This is a genomic window from Methylobacterium sp. Leaf87 (genome assembly GCF_001422775.1).
In the GTDB taxonomy this organism is placed as follows: domain Bacteria; phylum Pseudomonadota; class Alphaproteobacteria; order Rhizobiales; family Beijerinckiaceae; genus Methylobacterium.
In genome coordinates this window covers 1-15,203 of record NZ_LMMI01000004.1, presented here as the reverse complement: position 1 = coordinate 15,203, position 15,203 = coordinate 1, and the positions used below count along the sequence as shown (strand labels likewise).

The following is a 15,203-nucleotide window of genomic DNA, read 5'->3' as shown; positions in this document are numbered from 1 at the left end:
CTTTGAGATCGCGCAAGTCGGCCGTTCCCTCAGCCCCGACCGCGACAACAGGACGAACCATGGCCACGCCGCGCGAGATCGAGTTGAAGCTGGAATGCGGGGTCGCCGACCTCGCCGCGCTCGCGAACCACCCCCTGTTGCGGGCGGACGGGACGCCGGAGGCGGTGGTTCTCAGCTCGACCTACTTCGACACGGCAAAGGGCGACCTGCGCAAGGGCGGACTGACCCTTCGCGTGCGCCGCGAGGGCGACCGCCGCATCCAGACCGTCAAAGCCGCTTCCGCGAGCGTGGGCCTGTTCGACCGGGCGGAATGGGAGGCCGAGATCTTCGGGGAGGTGCCGGACGCCGAGGCGTTCGCCGAGACGCCCGTCCCGGCCCTCCTGGGCGACGCGGCCGATCCCGCCCTCGTGCCGGTCTTCACCAGCGTGGTGGATCGTACGACCCGTCTCGTGGTCCACGGCGCCTCGCTCATCTCCGTGACCCTCGATCAGGGGCGCATCGAGACGGCCGAGGGCGCCGTACCGCTCTGCGAAGTCGAACTCGAACTCGACGAGGGCAGCCCTGGCGACCTGTTCGGCCTCGCCCAGGCCTTGGCCGAGACCATTCCTCTGCGCCTCGGTGCCCTGAGCAAGAGCGCCCGTGGCTGGCGCCTCATCGACGGGACGTTGCGCAAGTCCAGCAAGGCCAGTCCCGTGCGTCTCGAGCCCGGCGCCACGGCCGGCGGGGCGTTCCGGGCCGTCGCCCAGGCCTGCCTGCATCACCTGCGCCTGAACGAGGACGTGTTCCTGCACGGACGCCACCCGGAGGGTTTGCACCAGATCCGCGTGGCGCTCCGGCGTCTGCGATCGGCCCTGACCCTGTTCAAGCCGATCCTGACGAGCGATCCCGCCGCCGCGCACCTGCGGGACGAGATCAAGCGCGTGACGGAGCCGTTCGGCCGGGCTCGCAACCTCGATGTCTTCCTGGAAACGACCTTGCCGGCGGAACTCCAGAAGCGCCCCGAAGAGGCCGGCCTCCAGGATCTGCGCACCCGCCTCGAAGCCGAGCGCGATCGAGCGCACGATGCCGTGATCGCCACCCTCGAATCGCCGGCCTGGCGCAGCCTGATCCTCGATGTCGCCGCCTGGATCGAGACGGGGGCGTGGCGAACGCAAGGACCCGCGGAGGGTGGGACACCCGCCCGCGATGCCCCGGCGGAGGATTTCGCCGCCGACATCCTCTACCGGATCCGCCGCCGCATCCGCAAGCGCGGCCGCCGCCTCGAACGTCTCGACCCTGAGGCGCGCCATCGGGTGCGCATCGAGGGCAAGAAGTTGCGCTACGGCGCCGAGTTCTTCGCCAGCCTGTACACGGACAAGAAAGCGCACAAGCGCCACAAGGCCTTCGTCTCGGCGGTGTCGGATCTCCAGGACCATCTCGGGGCCCTGAACGACATGGCGACCGCCCACGAGGTGTTGTCGAGCCTCGCCACCGCGGGCGATGGGGTCCCGGCCGAGACGCTGTTCGCCGCCGGCCTCACGGCGGGGGACAACGAGGCCGAGACCAAAGCCCTGCTCGCCAAGGCGGCGGACGCCCATGCCGATCTCGTCGATCTCAAGCCGTTCTGGCGCTGAAGGGCTCGCCTCAGCGTCCGACGCTGAGGGCGTAGAGGGTGATGGCCGCGGCGTTCGAGACGTTGATGCTGCGGATCTCACCCCGGAACGGGATCCGCGCGAGCACGTCGCAATTGTCGCGGGTCCGCTGGCGCAGGCCCTTGCCCTCGGCACCCAGCACGATCACCGCCGGACGCTTGGCAGCGATGGTGTCGAGATCCGTCCCGGCCTCGGAATCGAGGCCGATGCGGGTGAAGCCGCGCTCGCCGAGATCGATGAGCGCCTCCGACAGATTGCGGACGATGACCAGGGGCACGTGCTCGAGGCCACCCGACGCCGATTTGGCGAGGACGCCGGTGGCGGTCGGCGAGTGCCGGGCCGTGGTGATGATGCCGGCGACCCCGAAGGCGGCGGCCGTACGGACGATGGCCCCGACATTGTGCGGATCGGTGATCTGATCCAGCGCCAGCAGCAGGGCATCGTCGGGCAGGTCTTCGAGGTCCGGGCCCGGCAGCGGATCGGCTTCGAGATAGAGGCCCTGGTGCACGGCATCGGCCCCGAGAAGCGCATTGATGGCGCTCGGCCGCACCAGCTCGGGATCGATGCGAAGCTGCCCGATCTCCTCGGTGAGGCGCAGCATGGCGTTCTCCGTGGCGAGGAGCCGGTGCAGGCGCCGGCCCTCGTTGGCCAGCGCCTGGGCAACCGGATGCCAGCCGTAGAGCACCACGTGGTCGCCGTCCGGCCCTGCCGGGCGGGGGCGGAAGCGATCGCCGCCGGGGCCGGGCCGTCTCGCCTGCCGGTTCGGCGGGCCGTCGCGTCGCGTGGTCATGGGGGCTGTCCGCTCGTGCCGGGCGGGGCCGGGGAACGCCCGCCGCTGTCCTGCGCGACAAACCGGCCACCGGCGTTTTCGTCAAGCGGCAAACTTGTCCGGAAACGCCCGTTGCCCCCGCCTCCGATCCCGCCTATAGAGGCCTCGCTCCGACCAGCGCCCTTCGTCTAGCGGTCCAGGACGCCTCTATTCCCCTACCATCCTACCGAGTACGTGGTTGCGAGGGTCAGGCATGGTAGGCATCCGAGGCCTGTCAACGAAGGATGCTTCTCGGCCGGTACAGGCGGTTGACTGCCCGGCTGTGCGAACGTAGAAAACTGGTATTGGTGAACCAAAGCGCCTATCGTCTATCGGTTAGGACAGGTCCCTTTCAAGGATCAGAGCGGGGTTCGACTCCCCGTAGGCGCGCCAATACAGTATCGAACCCCATGGCGACTGCCGCAGAGCTCAATCAAGCTTTTGTTTATCGACGGTAGGGCGTGGTTTTTCCGCACTGAAAGATGGGGTCGCCCTCTGTAGAGCGAGCCATTACCGTCCAGGACCGGGAAACGTCTCGCCGGGTTATTCTCGGTCGCCACCTTCAGCGTTAGCCCTCGGAGGTGCGTAAGACACTGCATCGGAACCGCCGAGGCCGGGTCCTGGATCGTGTCGAACGCTGCGTGCGCGATCAGCCTGGATCCTGACGCGTGCTCCGGCCGTTCCGATCCGCCGGTTCGACGACGATGTTCGGAGGGACATCGGACCCGGACCCGAGGAGGCTTCTCAGATGCCCATCGGCGACCGTTTGCGTGGTGTTCGCGGGTCCTGATCCGCCGACGCGGTGGGTCCCGACTTCGGTATCGCTCGCGGTTTCACGCTCGGAGGACACCGCTCCACCGCTCTCGGGTGCGATGAGGCCGAGACCGATCGCATGATCGGCCATCACCGCACTGTCGGCTGCGAGGACGAGGCTGCTTCCGGCGGCACCGACCGCAACGGCGAGGCGCTCGATCTCGACGATGCGGCTCTCGCCGCGCGAGACGTTGCGGATGTAGACGGCGAGCACACGCCCCGGGTGATCCGCCACGACCTGCGCGTAGACCTCCGGGTCGTGCTGACCGCTGTCGCCGAGCAGGACGACGGGCAGGTCGCGGTAGAGTGCCAGCATGTGGCCGATGAGCCCGCGTTTGTGATGCTCGGCCTTCCGCGGCAGGGGATGCCGCCAGGACAGCCCCCATTCCCGCAGGAACAGCACCGGTCCCACGGGGATCGCATGCTGGCGGAAGAACTCGCCCAGCATTTCGTAGATGCCCCATGGCGCCCGGGATACGTAGAGCATCGGGTTGGCCTCATGGCCGCTCGCGCCGTCGTGGAACGCGCGACAGAGGGCGGCGGCGCCCGGAAACGCCACGCGGTTCTCGGCGTCGGCCACGAAGAGGCGCCAGAGCATCTTGAATTTGTTGGCGACGCCCGTGTGCATGATGGTGTCGTCGATATCGCTGATGACGACGAACCGGCACCCCGTCGGCGGGATGTAGACCTGCCCCTGTGCGATCACCGGTGGATCGGCCTCGAGGGTGAGGGCGACGGGATGCCAGGCGATCCCGCCGGGAAGTGCCTCGCGTGGGCGGAGGTGGACACGAAAGTACCCGTCCCGGTCGGTCGCGACGCGAACCTCCGCCCCGCCGAAGCGTGCCGTCACGGTGGCCCCGGCGATCTTTCGACGGCGGATGCGGCGCGCGATATCACGCAAGCTCGCCCGGAGATCGTCGCCGTTCGCCGTTCGATCGGGGTGCGATTGCCGGAACACGCGGCCGATCAGGAAGATCTCCCGGCTCGTTCCGTAGCCGCGGTAAGCCTCGACGACCGTTCCGCCCCGGCCTTGCGCCTTGCGTACGGGACGGGCCGCGAGGGCCAACAGGCGGACGACAGCCGTTCGCCAAGTGGGCTTCGTCGAGGTGGGGCTCTCCATGTCAGCGGCGCACCGCCTCGACGTCGTCGACGTAGATCGAATCCGGCCCGCACGGGTGCCACGCCTTCTTCGCGTCGGTCTGTCCCTTCCTGCCCCAGCAATAGCCGGCCTGGGCCAGGCGACCACTCAGACGGTCGCGCAGCACGCACTGCTCGCGGATCGCCGCAGGATCGCCGCTTCCCTCACAGCCTTGCGTCGCCTTGGTTTCGGCGGCGAGTAGGTCACGCACCGTCGGCACCGGCTGCCCGAAGGCGCTGCCGGCGACAAGAAGCAGAGCGAAGGCGGCCGAGGTGGAACGCATCCCCACAGGATAGCCGCAAGCCGGTCGTTGTCGAGGAGAACCCTGCTGGCCGGCACGGGAGGCCGTCGAGGATGCTTCCCCGACGCATGGGGCATGACGCGGAACCGGGTCGCACCGCCCACGATTCACTTCCGAGAACGGATTTTGGGAAGAGCGCAATGGTCTCTCAGGACAAGACACCGCCAGCCGGCCTAGACGTACCCGCCAAGGGAAAATCCCTGGTCGAGCCCAGGATCACCGAGGACCCGGCGGAAGCCGGACCGACATCCCCAGGGCACGTCGCGCCGGCGGATGATCCGAGCCCGGAGACGGGCGGATACGACGATCATTCACCGAGCCGCCACCCGACGAACGAGGAGGGTGGCTACGGTGCAGGTTGAACCACCCGCCGGGCTTCGGGCCCGCTGATCGCCACGATCCAGCACTCCTCCTTGGGGTGCCGTCATCGTGGATGAGCAGCGCCCTCCGAGGACCGACGGTGAGAGCACCGCGAGACGGGCGATGCGACGTACGGATGCATCCGACGCGCGGGGTTTGCGGGATCGCTGGTCCGAACGTCGAGCCGATGGTGTGGCGAGAGCAACCCATGCGATCGCCGACCCCCGATCGAATGCCCGAAATAGCACTCCTCATTCAGAGCCCGGCCTCGAACCGTCCGGCTTCGGCGGTGGGTCATTCGGTGTTGCGTGAAACTCCCGGGGCCTGCTGCTCGTACCTCCCATCACCTCGCGATGGCGCGGCAGGGAGACCGTATTGTCGAGAACCAAGTCTTTCGCCGCGGGACATCACCGTCGCCCGCTGCGATCCTACCGTGCCATCACCCGCCACAACGACGGGTGCATCATCCATGTGCGAGACATCCAGGCGGACAGCGACGAGGAGGCGATCCGGATCGTGACCGAGCCCGGCGCGGATGTCTGCACCGACCTTTGGAGCGAGAGGGGGCTGGTCCAGCGCTTCGGGATGAAAACCGGGTAGGGTGGAACCCCGCGGATGCTGGGCCGTTCTCCAGTCCCAACGAGACCCAACCTTCACCCGCCCGGAGCAATCCGCGGCGGGCTTTTCATGTCAGGACTTGGGCAGCCGCTTCTCCGGGGCGGGATGACGCAAGCGTGCCTTGGCGTGCCGGGTCGCCTGTTCCGTACGACCGGCGCCTGCCGTCTGCGAAGAACCGTAATAGTCGTGTCCGGTCAGCCCGAACGATCCGCCATGCACCACCCCGGGCGCATCAGGAATGCCGCCAAGAAATTCGAATGGCCCCGCCGAAGCAGCGGAGGCGTAGGCGACGAGGAGGGCGACGAGGGCGTAACGCATGCGCCGCTTTTACGATCATATGCTGCACAGCACCTTAACGGCTTTCGCGGATCGCAGAGCCACCGGGGGAGGATCACTACCGCCGAGGTAAGCATCATAGCCGATCGCAGGTGCAAAGCCGTGAGATACTGCCGGCGGATCACCCCATCGATAGCGTTGCCCGCTCGGATAAGCGCTCGGTTGATTTCTTGGCCGATCCGGCGGTGGCGTTGCGGGCAGCAATCCGCTGACCGGAAAACGATCGGACCTGCGGCGTTCCCGGAACACCAAGAAGGCCGATGCCACGATTCGCATGTATGCCTCCAGGTGACGATGACGCTGGAAACAAGCACGCAGAAACGACGTTCCATCACCAAAATGTCAGTCGAACGATAGAAAGATAGAGTAAGCGGTGGTTTCCCATGTCGGCAAAGCGGATCATGGAAGATCCAATGGTTCCGGAATACGTGTAAATGGGCGGCCCCTAAGAACTTGCGAGCATCCGCGTCGATTGAAGAACCACGAGGATCAGCGTCGCGAAGGCCGCCGTGGCGACCAGATAGGTGATGATCTTGGTGAACTTGGTCATGATTCCCGTTTCTTCGGCCGTATGACCTGGGTCGCCCGCCCGGCGGTTTGCCTTCGTTCGGTGGCGCGCGGACAGGGTCGGGTAAGTTCAGGCTCCGGCGCTGGTCGGTGCCGGAGTTCGTGATGGCGCGCCCGTGCGGACCCTGGATCGCTCCTTGTGGGGCTCAGTCGTCCGCTTCGTCGGACGGGCCGCCATGCGATCGTTCATAAGCGGCGATGGCCCGGGAGCATCCCTCCGACAGGTTCGGGCGATTGCGCTTGAAGCAGGCTTTCACCTCGGGGCCGCCCGGTTTCATACCCGCGCACAGACGGAGGTAATCACCGCCGCAACTCGCGCGCATCGCCTCCATCTCAGGCCCTTCCTGCGCTCCGACCGCTGATGGGGGCAAGGCGAGTGCTCCCGCGAGCGTCAGTGCCTGCAGGGCCATTTTACGAAGGTTCATTTCAGGTTCTCTGTTTGCCTTGAGTCCGAGGGCGTTCCACGCGGAGCCACGTGGAGGTCCGCCTTGCACGGCTCGGGCATGCGATGATCGACACCGAGGCCTTGGGGGCCGGCACGTGTCCGCGGTGCGCAGCGTTCGCGAAAGCATCGGGCTCCGGAAACCCCGCCGTCGCGAGCCCGGGGCCGCCATCAAGGCGGGCCCGATGTAGGCTGGGATCGGGCGCGACCGTGTCAGGGGCAAGCGTGACGGTCGCCGTCGTTGCCCAGATAGGTCCCGCTGGCCGCATCGTAGGAACGAAAGCGGCGAGCGCAGGCTGCGACGGCCTCGGGATTGGGGCCTCCCTGCACCACCACCGGAGCGGCTTGCGCTTGCGCGTTGGCGATGGCGCCACCGATGATGGCGCCCGCGGCCAAGCCGGCTACGCCCGCCCCCACCGCAGCGCCGACGCCCGGACCACGCCGATGGCCGTAGCCGCGCCGATAGCCGTAGCCTCGGCCATACCCGCGTCCACCGCGCCAACCGTGGCGAGGACCGAACCGCCGGTACTGAGCGTACGTGGTCGGCAGATCGCCTCGCTCGAGCGCCGCGATCGGCGCGGCGGTTGCCTGAGAAGCTTGGGCCGGTAGCCCGACCAGAGCGGCGACGACGGTGGTCGCGAAGGCGAGAATCAGTCTCATGTGAACGTCGTTACCTATCGAGTGAGGATTGGTCCTATCGATCGACGTCAGTAGCCCCGGCGGTTCGACGGAGCGGAGGTCCGACCGCGAAAGCGGCGGCTGACGTAGGCGATGATCTTCGGAAGCACGAACGCGGTCAGCAGCTTGCGGATCATGGGTGGTCTCCGGGGTTGGGGTGCGTCACGGCGCGAAATTCAGTGCCTGGAACGGGACAGCCAACCGACCGCGAACGCGATGGCGGCAAGGCCGAGCAGGGCGGAGGCGCGATGGTCGTCGGTGTAGCGGGCGGCTTGGCGGCCATAGGCCGTACCGCGCTCGCGGGCGTCGCGAGCGACGCCGCGTCCCTCCTCGATGAGATGAGCGGCCCGGCTCCGGACTTCACGCGCGAGATCCCGTCCGTCGTCGACGTAATCTTCGGCCCGATCGCGGGCGCGGCCGTAGGCGTATTGCGCACCGCCGGCCACCTGGTTGACGGCGCCACGCACCTGCCGGGCCGGATCACCGGTGAGGCCGCCGACGGCGGTCTGGGCGCGACCCTTGAGGTGGCGGGACGCGCCGCGGAACTGGTCACCGTTCATGGGTACTCCTGGGTTCGAATGGTGGGGCGGCGGGACCCGGTCGGTGCACCGGCCGCCCGTATGGGATCAGTGCTTGCCGGTGACCTTGTCGACGAGCGAGGCGACGCCGTCCTTGGCCTCGCCGACGGTGCGCTGGGCCTCGCCCTTGAGTTCCTGGGCCTTGCCTTCGACGACGAGCTTGTCGTTGCCCGTGACTTTGCCCGCGGCCTGCTTGACGTTGCCGGCCGCCTCGTTGGCGAGGCCCTTCAGCTTGTCCGTGGTGCTGCTCATGGGATGGATCCTTCGGTTCGAGGATGAACGGGAGGCCGGCCGGTCGCAGTGACCGACCGGGGATCGTCTCAGACGCGGCGGGCGTCGTAGCTGTCGGCGAGGGTGTGGAGCTTCGGGGCGCCGAGGCGGCCACCGAAGAAGCCGGCGAGCGCACCGAGGATCAGGGCGAGCGCACCGTAGAAGGCGCCCTGGGTGGCAGCCGACTTGGCGGCGACGGCCGCAGCTTCGGCCTTCACCTTGGCGGTGGCGACGGTCTCGTCGTACTGCTTCTTGTAGTCTTGGATCTGCGTCTTGGCCTGATCGACCGGGATGCCCTGAGCCTTGGCCAGCGCGTCGGCGGCACGGTTCTCGGCCTGGGCCTTCTGGGCCGGGTCACCGGTGAACAGGGCGCGGATCGCGGCGACGGCTGCATCCTTGGCGGCCTGCGGGTCCTGACCGGCGGCCTGGTTCCGAACCGACTGCTCGATCCCGTCGAAGGGGTTCGAGATCTTCGACAGCGACGGCGCGGCAGCCTGTGCCGCTGTCTGCACGGTGCCGCCAACCAGCGAGCCGGCGCCGCCGAGCGTGCTGGTCACGCCCGAGAAGGCGCCGCCGATGAGGCCGCCGGCCGCCGAGGTCAGCAGGTACAGAACCACCAGGGTGGTCACGGCCCACGAGACGAGGCCGTGCAGGCCGGCGGCACCCGTGACGGGCTTGCCCGACAGGCGACCGGCGATGAAGCCGCCGGCCAGCGCTGCGACGATGCCCGAGCCGACGAACCAGACGCCGGCACTCATCGACAGGGTGGAAGCGGCGGGGTTGTCGGCGGCCACGGGGCCGACGCTCGACAGGCCGACGCCGACGCCGACCATGTTCAGGATAACCTGGGTCACCAGGGCGGTGACGGCGCCGGCGAAGATGGCGCCCCACGAGACCTGGTTCAGCAGAACGGTGCGAGTGTCGGCCGAGGCCGTGGTGGTCGAGGTCGCGAGAAGGGGGGAAGTGGACACGTACAGGTACTCCGGGTCGTCGGTCGTCCGAAAAGTTCGGTCGTTCGAGGGGGCAGTCTGGGGTGGAACTCAACGGTCCGACCGAGCCGTCGCGGCGCGGTCGGACCGATCGATGCCGGCTCTGCGGATCAATCGCGGCCGTGGATGAGGAGGCCGAGGCCGTAGCCGACGAGGCCGGCCACCAGGAGGGCGGCAACGGGGTGCTCCGCGATCTGGCTGGCGGCATCGTTGCCGTTCCGACGAAGGGAACGGGCGCCGGTCTCGTAGGCGTCTTCCGCCCGGTCGTACGCTTCGCGGCCTGCACTGCGGACGGAACGCTCGGCGCGCTCGTAGGTATCGCTGGCGGCACCCTGCGCCCGGCGTGCGCGGTCCTCGACATCGCCGGACCCGATCAGATTGCCGACGGTGTCGCGAACTTTGCCGCCGATCTCGCGGGCTGTCTCGGCCACGTGGTCGGCCGCATCGCGCGCGGTGTCCTTGGCTTGGCCGTACAGGTTCTCGGCGGCACCCTGCGCCTCCCGGGCGCGGCCCTCGACCGAGTCCCGGTTCGAGCCCGTGAGGTCGCCCACCGCGCCCTGCACCTTGCCGCCGAGTTCCTTCGCGGCGCCGGTGATCCGATTCGTGTCGACCATGATGGTGTTCCTGTTCTCGTTTCGATGACGTTCGTCGGCTGCGACGTGCGAGCGAAGCTACGTTTGGACGGCAATGTTCGGTTTCAGTTCGAGCTTCGGTAGTGACTACTGAGAGGTTTCTCGCCCACGACTTCGGATATGAGCGCCGATGCTCCGGCGGCTTCGTTCTCCGGGCCTTCCAACTACGAAGAAATCTAGATCGCCTTCCGCATGCACTGGCTTCGCGAAGTCCGGTGCGAACCCGTCCCTCAAGTGGTCCGGCGTGGCCCGTGAGCAATGGTGCAAATATACTGGTAAGGCAGTTTTTATTTGCTAGCCTCCGAAATCGGGAACCCGTTGTTGCGACCCCACACGATGGCTTCCGAGCGCTTGTGGACCGCGAGCTTCCGGTAGAGCGATGCGGCGTGGTTGCGGACCGTGTTGCGCGAAAGCCCCAATCTCTGTGCAATGCCATCGTCGTCCAGTCCTCGGCAGATGAGGTCGAGGATCTGGCGCTCGCGACCCGTCACGTTCGGAACGACGGCGTCACGGGTCTCGCTCGCCGGCCGGCGAAGGGTCGTGAGCTTCTCGATGAGCCCGCGACTGAACCAGGAGGTGTCGGCCATGACGGTTTCGATGGCTTCGAAAAGCTCCCGCTCGGTGCGCTTGCGCTCGGTGATGTCCTGCAGCACCAGAAGGGCGAAGGTCTGGTCGCCGATCTCCACGCGCTCGGCCGAGACGAGGCAATCGAAGTTGGTGCCGTCTTCGTGCCGGAGGCAGACCTCCAGGCCGAGGACATAGCCGGTGCGCGCCACCGCCGTCTCGAACCGGGTTCGTGCGGCGTCGTGCACCCAGAGACCAAGTTCCGCGGGCGTACGTCCCGTGACCTTGTCTGCGCTGTAACCGAACACCCGGGTGAAGGCCTCGTTGACGCCGGTGATGGAGAATCCCTCGGCCCGTGCCAGCAGGGTCGGCACGGGAGTGAGGTGGAACGCCTTGGCGAAGCGCTCCTCGCTCTGACGAAGGGCCTTCTCCGCCTTGCGGCGCAATTCCAGGTCGGCGAAGGTGAAGAGCATGCAGGGCTCGTCGCCGAACTCGATGGGCTGGCCGGCGACGATCACGAAGCGCGAACTGCCATCGGGCAGATCGAGGCTAGCCTCCATCTGCGGGATGGTGGCGCCGGTATTGAGCCGGGCGATCGCCAGATCCCGGCTGCGGGCGCCTGCCAGCACGTCGACCTCGTAGACACTGCGGCCGATCACGGCGTCGCGGGTATAACCGGTCATCTCCAGAAAACCGTGGTTCACCTTGACGTGACGCAGGTCCGACAGCCGGCAGATCACTGCAGGTGCCGGATTGGCGTTGAAGGTGGCTTCGAAGCGCTCCTCGGCCTCGAACTGCTCCGAGACGTCCTTGAGGATGAGTGCCAGACAGCTCGGATTGCCCTCCCGGTCGGTGGCGACGAGGCTGCGTAGGGAGTGCACGAAATCGACCTCTGGCCGGTCCGTTCGGGTCACCTCGACGATGACGTCGTGGAAACGTTCTCCCGAGACGACGCGCTCCATGGGGTATTGGTTCGGAGCGTGGTTGTTGCGGTAGCGCAGTGTGAAGCGCCCACGATAATCGTCCACGGTCTCGCCGAGTTCGCCGATGGTTTCCGCGCCATGCATCGCGAGGGCCGCCTCGTTGGCATAGGCAATGGTCTGGTCGGGCTCGACCAGGATCACGCCCTCGCTGAGGCCGGCGATGATCTGCCGAAGCTCATGCCTGTCGACGGCAACCACCACGTCCCACCGCCTTCCGTACCGCTCGATTCAAGCCAGGCCGTAACAGCGGTCGTGGACGGACGGTTCCGGGCCGGGAGGGCCGCAGACCGGTATATCTGGATCATTGACGTGAATGTGAACGATCATCCAGAACCGGCCCGGTAGAATCTACCGTAGAGGGGCAGCCTGCCAGGGCTGATATCCCGAACAAGGACTCCTCCCCAGAATGCTGACAAGCATCGTCACCGACGAACCTTCGCCGAGCGAGGGATTGCCCCGTCATGTCCAGGATCAGATCGGGGCACGGCTGAACGAACTCATTCCCAGCGTGAACACGGTCGATGCCGATACGAGGCTCGGCCGAGTTCTGCTACGTCTGCGAGCCGCCCTGCTCGACGCCGAGGCCGAACGTCAGATCACGAAGGCGTTCGGCGACGAACTCATCGCCGTGGTGCCACGTCTCCGACGCTTCGCTCTGCTCCGTACCGGCAATTCGGCAGAGGCAGACGACATGGTTCAGGCGACCCTCATGCGGGCATGGGAGCACCGATCCCAGTTCCGCACTGGGACCAACCTCGTCGCGTGGCTGTTCACGATCCTGCGCAACATCCATCTGAACCAGCGCAAGCGTTTCCGCCGGGAGGTCGAGGACGTCGACGGCGTCATCGCCGGTTCGGTCTCCGCGCCGCCCGAGCAGGAACACCGCGTTGCCCTCGCCGAGCTACAGTTCGCCTTGAACGACCTCCCGCCGGAGCAACGCGAGACCCTGTTGCTCGTGATGGTCGACGGCCTGCTCCACACGGAGGCCGCGATGGTGCTCGGGTGTCAGGTCGGTACCGTGAAGAGCCGGGTGAGCCGGGCACGCGAACGTCTCGCCCTCGCCCTCGGCCTATCGGGATGACACCGTCGGACACTTCGGGGCCAACCAGGGCTTTCACCTTGTGGGTCTTGCGTTCAGCGCCCGATGATCCGTTGTCTTCCGGGCGTTCGAGGGGCCGAACAACGTTCGTTTTTCCCGAGTTAGGAGGTCGTATCGTCGGTGGTGGCGAGGCGGTGCGTGATCCAGTCCTGGGCGGCGTCGAGGCTGGCGAAGGTCGGCGGGTTCGGGTGGTCGACGCGGCCGAATCCGGCTTCGAGGAACCACCGGCCGGCGTCCGACCCGTGCTGCTCGCACAGGNCGAGGCTGGCGAAGGTCGGCGGGTTCGGGTGGTCGACGCGGCCGAATCCGGCTTCGAGGAACCACCGGCCGGCGTCCGACCCGTGCTGCTCGCACAGGTGAACCAGGATCGCCACGAGGAACCCATCGTCGAACACGAGATGGCTCTCGGTATCGTTGCTGCCCGTCGCGACCTGCACAGGCTGGAGGTGGAGGCTCATCCGTCAGCCTGCTTCTTCAGATGGAGGTAGGTGGGATCGAACTCCGCGGAGCGGCACAGGTCGTTCCAGGCGTTGACCACCAGGGTGCTGCTGCGCAGGGTGATCAGCCCCTGGCCCCGCATCTCCTGCAGGGTGCGGTTCACGTGCACGGTGGTGAGGCCGAGCGCATCGCCGAGTTCGGTCTGGGTGATCGGCAGGGGGCAGCGGTGATCGCCGGCGAGGCCCACCGCTTCGAGCTTGAGGTACATCTCGCAGAACAGGTGAGCGATCCGGCCATNCGCATCGCCGAGTTCGGTCTGGGTGATCGGCAGGGGGCAGCGGTGATCGCCGGCGAGGCCCACCGCTTCGAGCTTGAGGTACATCTCGCAGAACAGGTGSGCGATCCGGCCATAGGCCGACTTGCGRCCCATGCCGGTCATCCATTCCCGAAAGATCGCCGCGTCGATCAGGGTGTCGCGCCACAGCACCGCCCCGAGGCGCGGGAAGCGCAGGGTCAGGTCACGGACGCTGTCGTGCGGGATGAACGCGACCGTGGCCACGGTCACGGTGCCGAGGCTGTGATCCATCACCGGCAGGTGGAGGCTCTGTAGATCGGGGGTGTCGCCGGGAATGTGGAACGAGAAGATCTGGCGGCGACCCTCGCCGAGGATCTTGTAGCGGCACAGCCAGCCTTCGAGGACCAGGCAGCATTGCGAGGGCTTGTCGCCTTCCCGCACGATATCCTGCCCGGGCTCGAGGGTCCGCGTCCGCGCCGGCAAATTGCGAACGGCTTCCTGCTCCTCATCCGAGAGGGTGGCGATGCTGTCGAGCTTGCGCAGCAGCATGGTCATGGGAGCGTTGTTGGAAACCGGGTGCATAGCAACTTCGCCTTTCACTTGTGGCGCGAGCGCTCTGCTCTTCAAGGCACCCGCCTCTCTTATTGCTCTGCCGACGCTGGAAGCGTTTCTAGAGGCTGTTATGGACCTGAGCGGTCTGGAATCCAGATGAGGAGGCATGACCTCTTCGCGCCAAGCCTACCCGTCCGATGTTTCCGATGATGAATGNCTAGAGGCTGTTATGGACCTGAGCGGTCTGGAATCCAGATGAGGAGGCATGACCTCTTCGCGCCAAGCCTACCCGTCCGATGTTTCCGATGATGAATGGGCGCTGGTCGCGCCGTACCTGACGCTGCTGCGCGAGGATGCGGGGCAGCGYGAGTATTCACTTCGCGAGGCGTTCAACGGATTGCGCTACGTGGTGAAGACGGGTGCACCCTGGCGGTGGATGCCCCACGACCTCCCGCCCTGGGAAGCCGTCTATCAGCAGGCGCARCGCTGGCTGGCGGCAGGCTGCTTCGAGCAACTGGCCGACGATCTGCGTGCGCTCCTGCGCTTAGCTTCCGGGCGTTCTCCTGAGCCAAGCGCAGCCATCCTCGACAGTCGGACCCTTCGCTCGACGCCCGAGAGTGGCGAGCGGGCYGGCTACGATGGGGCCAAGCGCAAAAAGGGCTCGAAGGTCCATCTGGCCGTCGACACCTTGGGCCATCTCCTGGCCTTGCACGTCACCCCCGCCGATGTCGACGACCGTGCCCAGGTCGGGCATCTGGCCGAGGCCGTGCAGGCCGCCACCGGGGATAGCGTCGATCTGGCCTATGTCGACCAGGGYTATACCGGGGAAAAGCCAGCCAAGGCTGCCCGCGAGCAAGGCATCGAACTGGAGGTCGTCAAACTCCCGGAGGCCAAGCGCGGCTTCATCCTCCTGCCGCGCCGCTGGGTCGTGGAGCGTTCCTTCGCCTGGGCGACGCGCTTCCGCCGCCTCGTCAAGGATTACGAGCGCTATCCCAGCACACTCGCCGATCTCCACATCGTCGCCTTCGTCTGCCTCATGCTCAAACAGGCCGCTCAACTGGCAAGCGGTTCATAACAGYCTCTAGRTGTGCGTGATACCGATGCATTATCA

Annotated in this window: 15 protein-coding genes and 1 tRNA gene; 4 read left to right on the top strand and 12 right to left on the bottom strand. The window is 66.9% G+C overall.

Going from position 1 to position 15,203, the window contains the following annotated elements; translation table 11 throughout:
* The first annotated feature begins 59 nt into the window (after positions 1-59).
* A complete protein-coding gene (locus ASF22_RS03930; protein ID WP_056261688.1) occupies positions 60-1,613 on the top strand; it encodes a CYTH and CHAD domain-containing protein in 1,554 nt (517 codons plus the stop codon).
* Positions 1,614-1,623: 10 nt separating this feature from the next.
* Here the strand turns inward: ASF22_RS03930 and rlmB are convergent, their stop codons facing one another.
* Positions 1,624-2,421 (bottom strand): 23S rRNA (guanosine(2251)-2'-O)-methyltransferase RlmB, encoded by a 798-nt coding sequence (rlmB, locus tag ASF22_RS03925; RefSeq protein ID WP_056261685.1) that lies wholly within the window; start codon positions 2,419-2,421, stop codon positions 1,624-1,626.
* 336 nt (positions 2,422-2,757) lie between these two features.
* On the opposite strand from rlmB, the gene ASF22_RS03920 reads away from it, so the two are divergent.
* Positions 2,758-2,832 (top strand) — tRNA-Glu (locus ASF22_RS03920).
* 256 nt (positions 2,833-3,088) lie between these two features.
* Here ASF22_RS03920 and ASF22_RS03915 read toward each other — a convergent pair.
* The 10 genes from ASF22_RS03915 to ASF22_RS03870 form a co-directional block, all read right to left on the bottom strand.
* Positions 3,089-4,372, bottom strand: coding sequence for a phosphatase domain-containing protein (locus ASF22_RS03915; RefSeq protein ID WP_056261680.1), 1,284 nt, complete (start codon positions 4,370-4,372; stop codon positions 3,089-3,091).
* A 1-nt stretch (position 4,373) separates the two neighbouring features.
* Positions 4,374-4,673, bottom strand: coding sequence for a hypothetical protein (locus ASF22_RS03910; protein WP_056261677.1), 300 nt, complete (start codon positions 4,671-4,673; stop codon positions 4,374-4,376).
* 1,068 nt (positions 4,674-5,741) lie between these two features.
* Positions 5,742-5,987, bottom strand: a complete 246-nt coding sequence (locus tag ASF22_RS03905; RefSeq protein ID WP_056261676.1) for a hypothetical protein — start codon at positions 5,985-5,987, stop codon at positions 5,742-5,744.
* A 731-nt stretch (positions 5,988-6,718) separates the two neighbouring features.
* Positions 6,719-6,997: a hypothetical protein gene (locus tag ASF22_RS03900; protein ID WP_082483505.1), complete on the bottom strand. Its 279-nt coding sequence runs from the start codon at positions 6,995-6,997 to the stop codon at positions 6,719-6,721.
* 230 nt (positions 6,998-7,227) lie between these two features.
* Positions 7,228-7,668 (bottom strand): BA14K family protein, encoded by a 441-nt coding sequence (locus ASF22_RS03895; RefSeq protein ID WP_156630222.1) that lies wholly within the window; start codon positions 7,666-7,668, stop codon positions 7,228-7,230.
* A gap of 200 nt (positions 7,669-7,868) precedes the next feature.
* Positions 7,869-8,252, bottom strand: a complete 384-nt coding sequence (locus ASF22_RS03890) for a CsbD family protein (protein ID WP_056261673.1) — start codon at positions 8,250-8,252, stop codon at positions 7,869-7,871.
* Between the two features lie 66 nt (positions 8,253-8,318).
* On the bottom strand, positions 8,319-8,522 hold the full coding sequence (locus ASF22_RS03885) for a CsbD family protein (protein WP_056174681.1): 204 nt from the start codon (positions 8,520-8,522) through the stop codon (positions 8,319-8,321).
* A 68-nt stretch (positions 8,523-8,590) separates the two neighbouring features.
* Complete coding sequence (locus tag ASF22_RS03880) at positions 8,591-9,511, bottom strand: hypothetical protein (protein ID WP_056261671.1); 921 nt, start codon at positions 9,509-9,511, stop codon at positions 8,591-8,593.
* A gap of 128 nt (positions 9,512-9,639) precedes the next feature.
* Positions 9,640-10,143 carry a CsbD family protein gene (locus tag ASF22_RS03875; protein WP_056174677.1) on the bottom strand — a complete coding sequence of 168 codons (504 nt, stop codon included), beginning with the start codon at positions 10,141-10,143 and terminating at the stop codon, positions 9,640-9,642.
* A 305-nt stretch (positions 10,144-10,448) separates the two neighbouring features.
* Positions 10,449-11,909 (bottom strand): PAS domain S-box protein, encoded by a 1,461-nt coding sequence (locus tag ASF22_RS03870; RefSeq protein WP_056261668.1) that lies wholly within the window; start codon positions 11,907-11,909, stop codon positions 10,449-10,451.
* A 205-nt stretch (positions 11,910-12,114) separates the two neighbouring features.
* On the opposite strand from ASF22_RS03870, the gene ASF22_RS03865 reads away from it, so the two are divergent.
* Positions 12,115-12,789, top strand: a complete 675-nt coding sequence (locus ASF22_RS03865; RefSeq protein WP_056261665.1) for a sigma-70 family RNA polymerase sigma factor — start codon at positions 12,115-12,117, stop codon at positions 12,787-12,789.
* A 754-nt stretch (positions 12,790-13,543) separates the two neighbouring features.
* Here the strand turns inward: ASF22_RS03865 and ASF22_RS24595 are convergent.
* Positions 13,544-14,122 (bottom strand): Crp/Fnr family transcriptional regulator (locus ASF22_RS24595; RefSeq protein ID WP_244474193.1); only part of this gene is annotated, 579 nt, incomplete at its 3' end.
* Positions 14,123-14,357: 235 nt separating this feature from the next.
* Here ASF22_RS24595 and ASF22_RS03850 point away from each other — a divergent pair.
* The gene (locus tag ASF22_RS03850) at positions 14,358-15,167 is read left to right on the top strand and encodes an IS5 family transposase (protein ID WP_056261658.1); all 810 of its coding nucleotides are present in this window, start codon (positions 14,358-14,360) and stop codon (positions 15,165-15,167) included.
* The last annotated feature ends 36 nt before the right edge of the window (positions 15,168-15,203 follow it).

Coding starts and splice junctions, on each gene's coding strand:
- ASF22_RS03900 (WP_082483505.1), bottom strand. CDS start 6,997: ATGAACCTTCGTAAAATGGCCCTGCAGGCACTGACGCTCGCGGGAGCA.
- ASF22_RS03875 (WP_056174677.1), bottom strand. CDS start 10,143: ATGGTCGACACGAATCGGATCACCGGCGCCGCGAAGGAACTCGGCGGC.
- ASF22_RS03930 (WP_056261688.1), top strand. CDS start 60: ATGGCCACGCCGCGCGAGATCGAGTTGAAGCTGGAATGCGGGGTCGCC.
- ASF22_RS03885 (WP_056174681.1), bottom strand. CDS start 8,522: ATGAGCAGCACCACGGACAAGCTGAAGGGCCTCGCCAACGAGGCGGCC.
- ASF22_RS03865 (WP_056261665.1), top strand. CDS start 12,115: ATGCTGACAAGCATCGTCACCGACGAACCTTCGCCGAGCGAGGGATTG.
- ASF22_RS03915 (WP_056261680.1), bottom strand. CDS start 4,372: ATGGAGAGCCCCACCTCGACGAAGCCCACTTGGCGAACGGCTGTCGTC.
- rlmB (WP_056261685.1), bottom strand. CDS start 2,421: ATGACCACGCGACGCGACGGCCCGCCGAACCGGCAGGCGAGACGGCCC.
- ASF22_RS03905 (WP_056261676.1), bottom strand. CDS start 5,987: ATGCGTTACGCCCTCGTCGCCCTCCTCGTCGCCTACGCCTCCGCTGCT.
- ASF22_RS03890 (WP_056261673.1), bottom strand. CDS start 8,252: ATGAACGGTGACCAGTTCCGCGGCGCGTCCCGCCACCTCAAGGGTCGC.
- ASF22_RS03910 (WP_056261677.1), bottom strand. CDS start 4,673: ATGCGTTCCACCTCGGCCGCCTTCGCTCTGCTTCTTGTCGCCGGCAGC.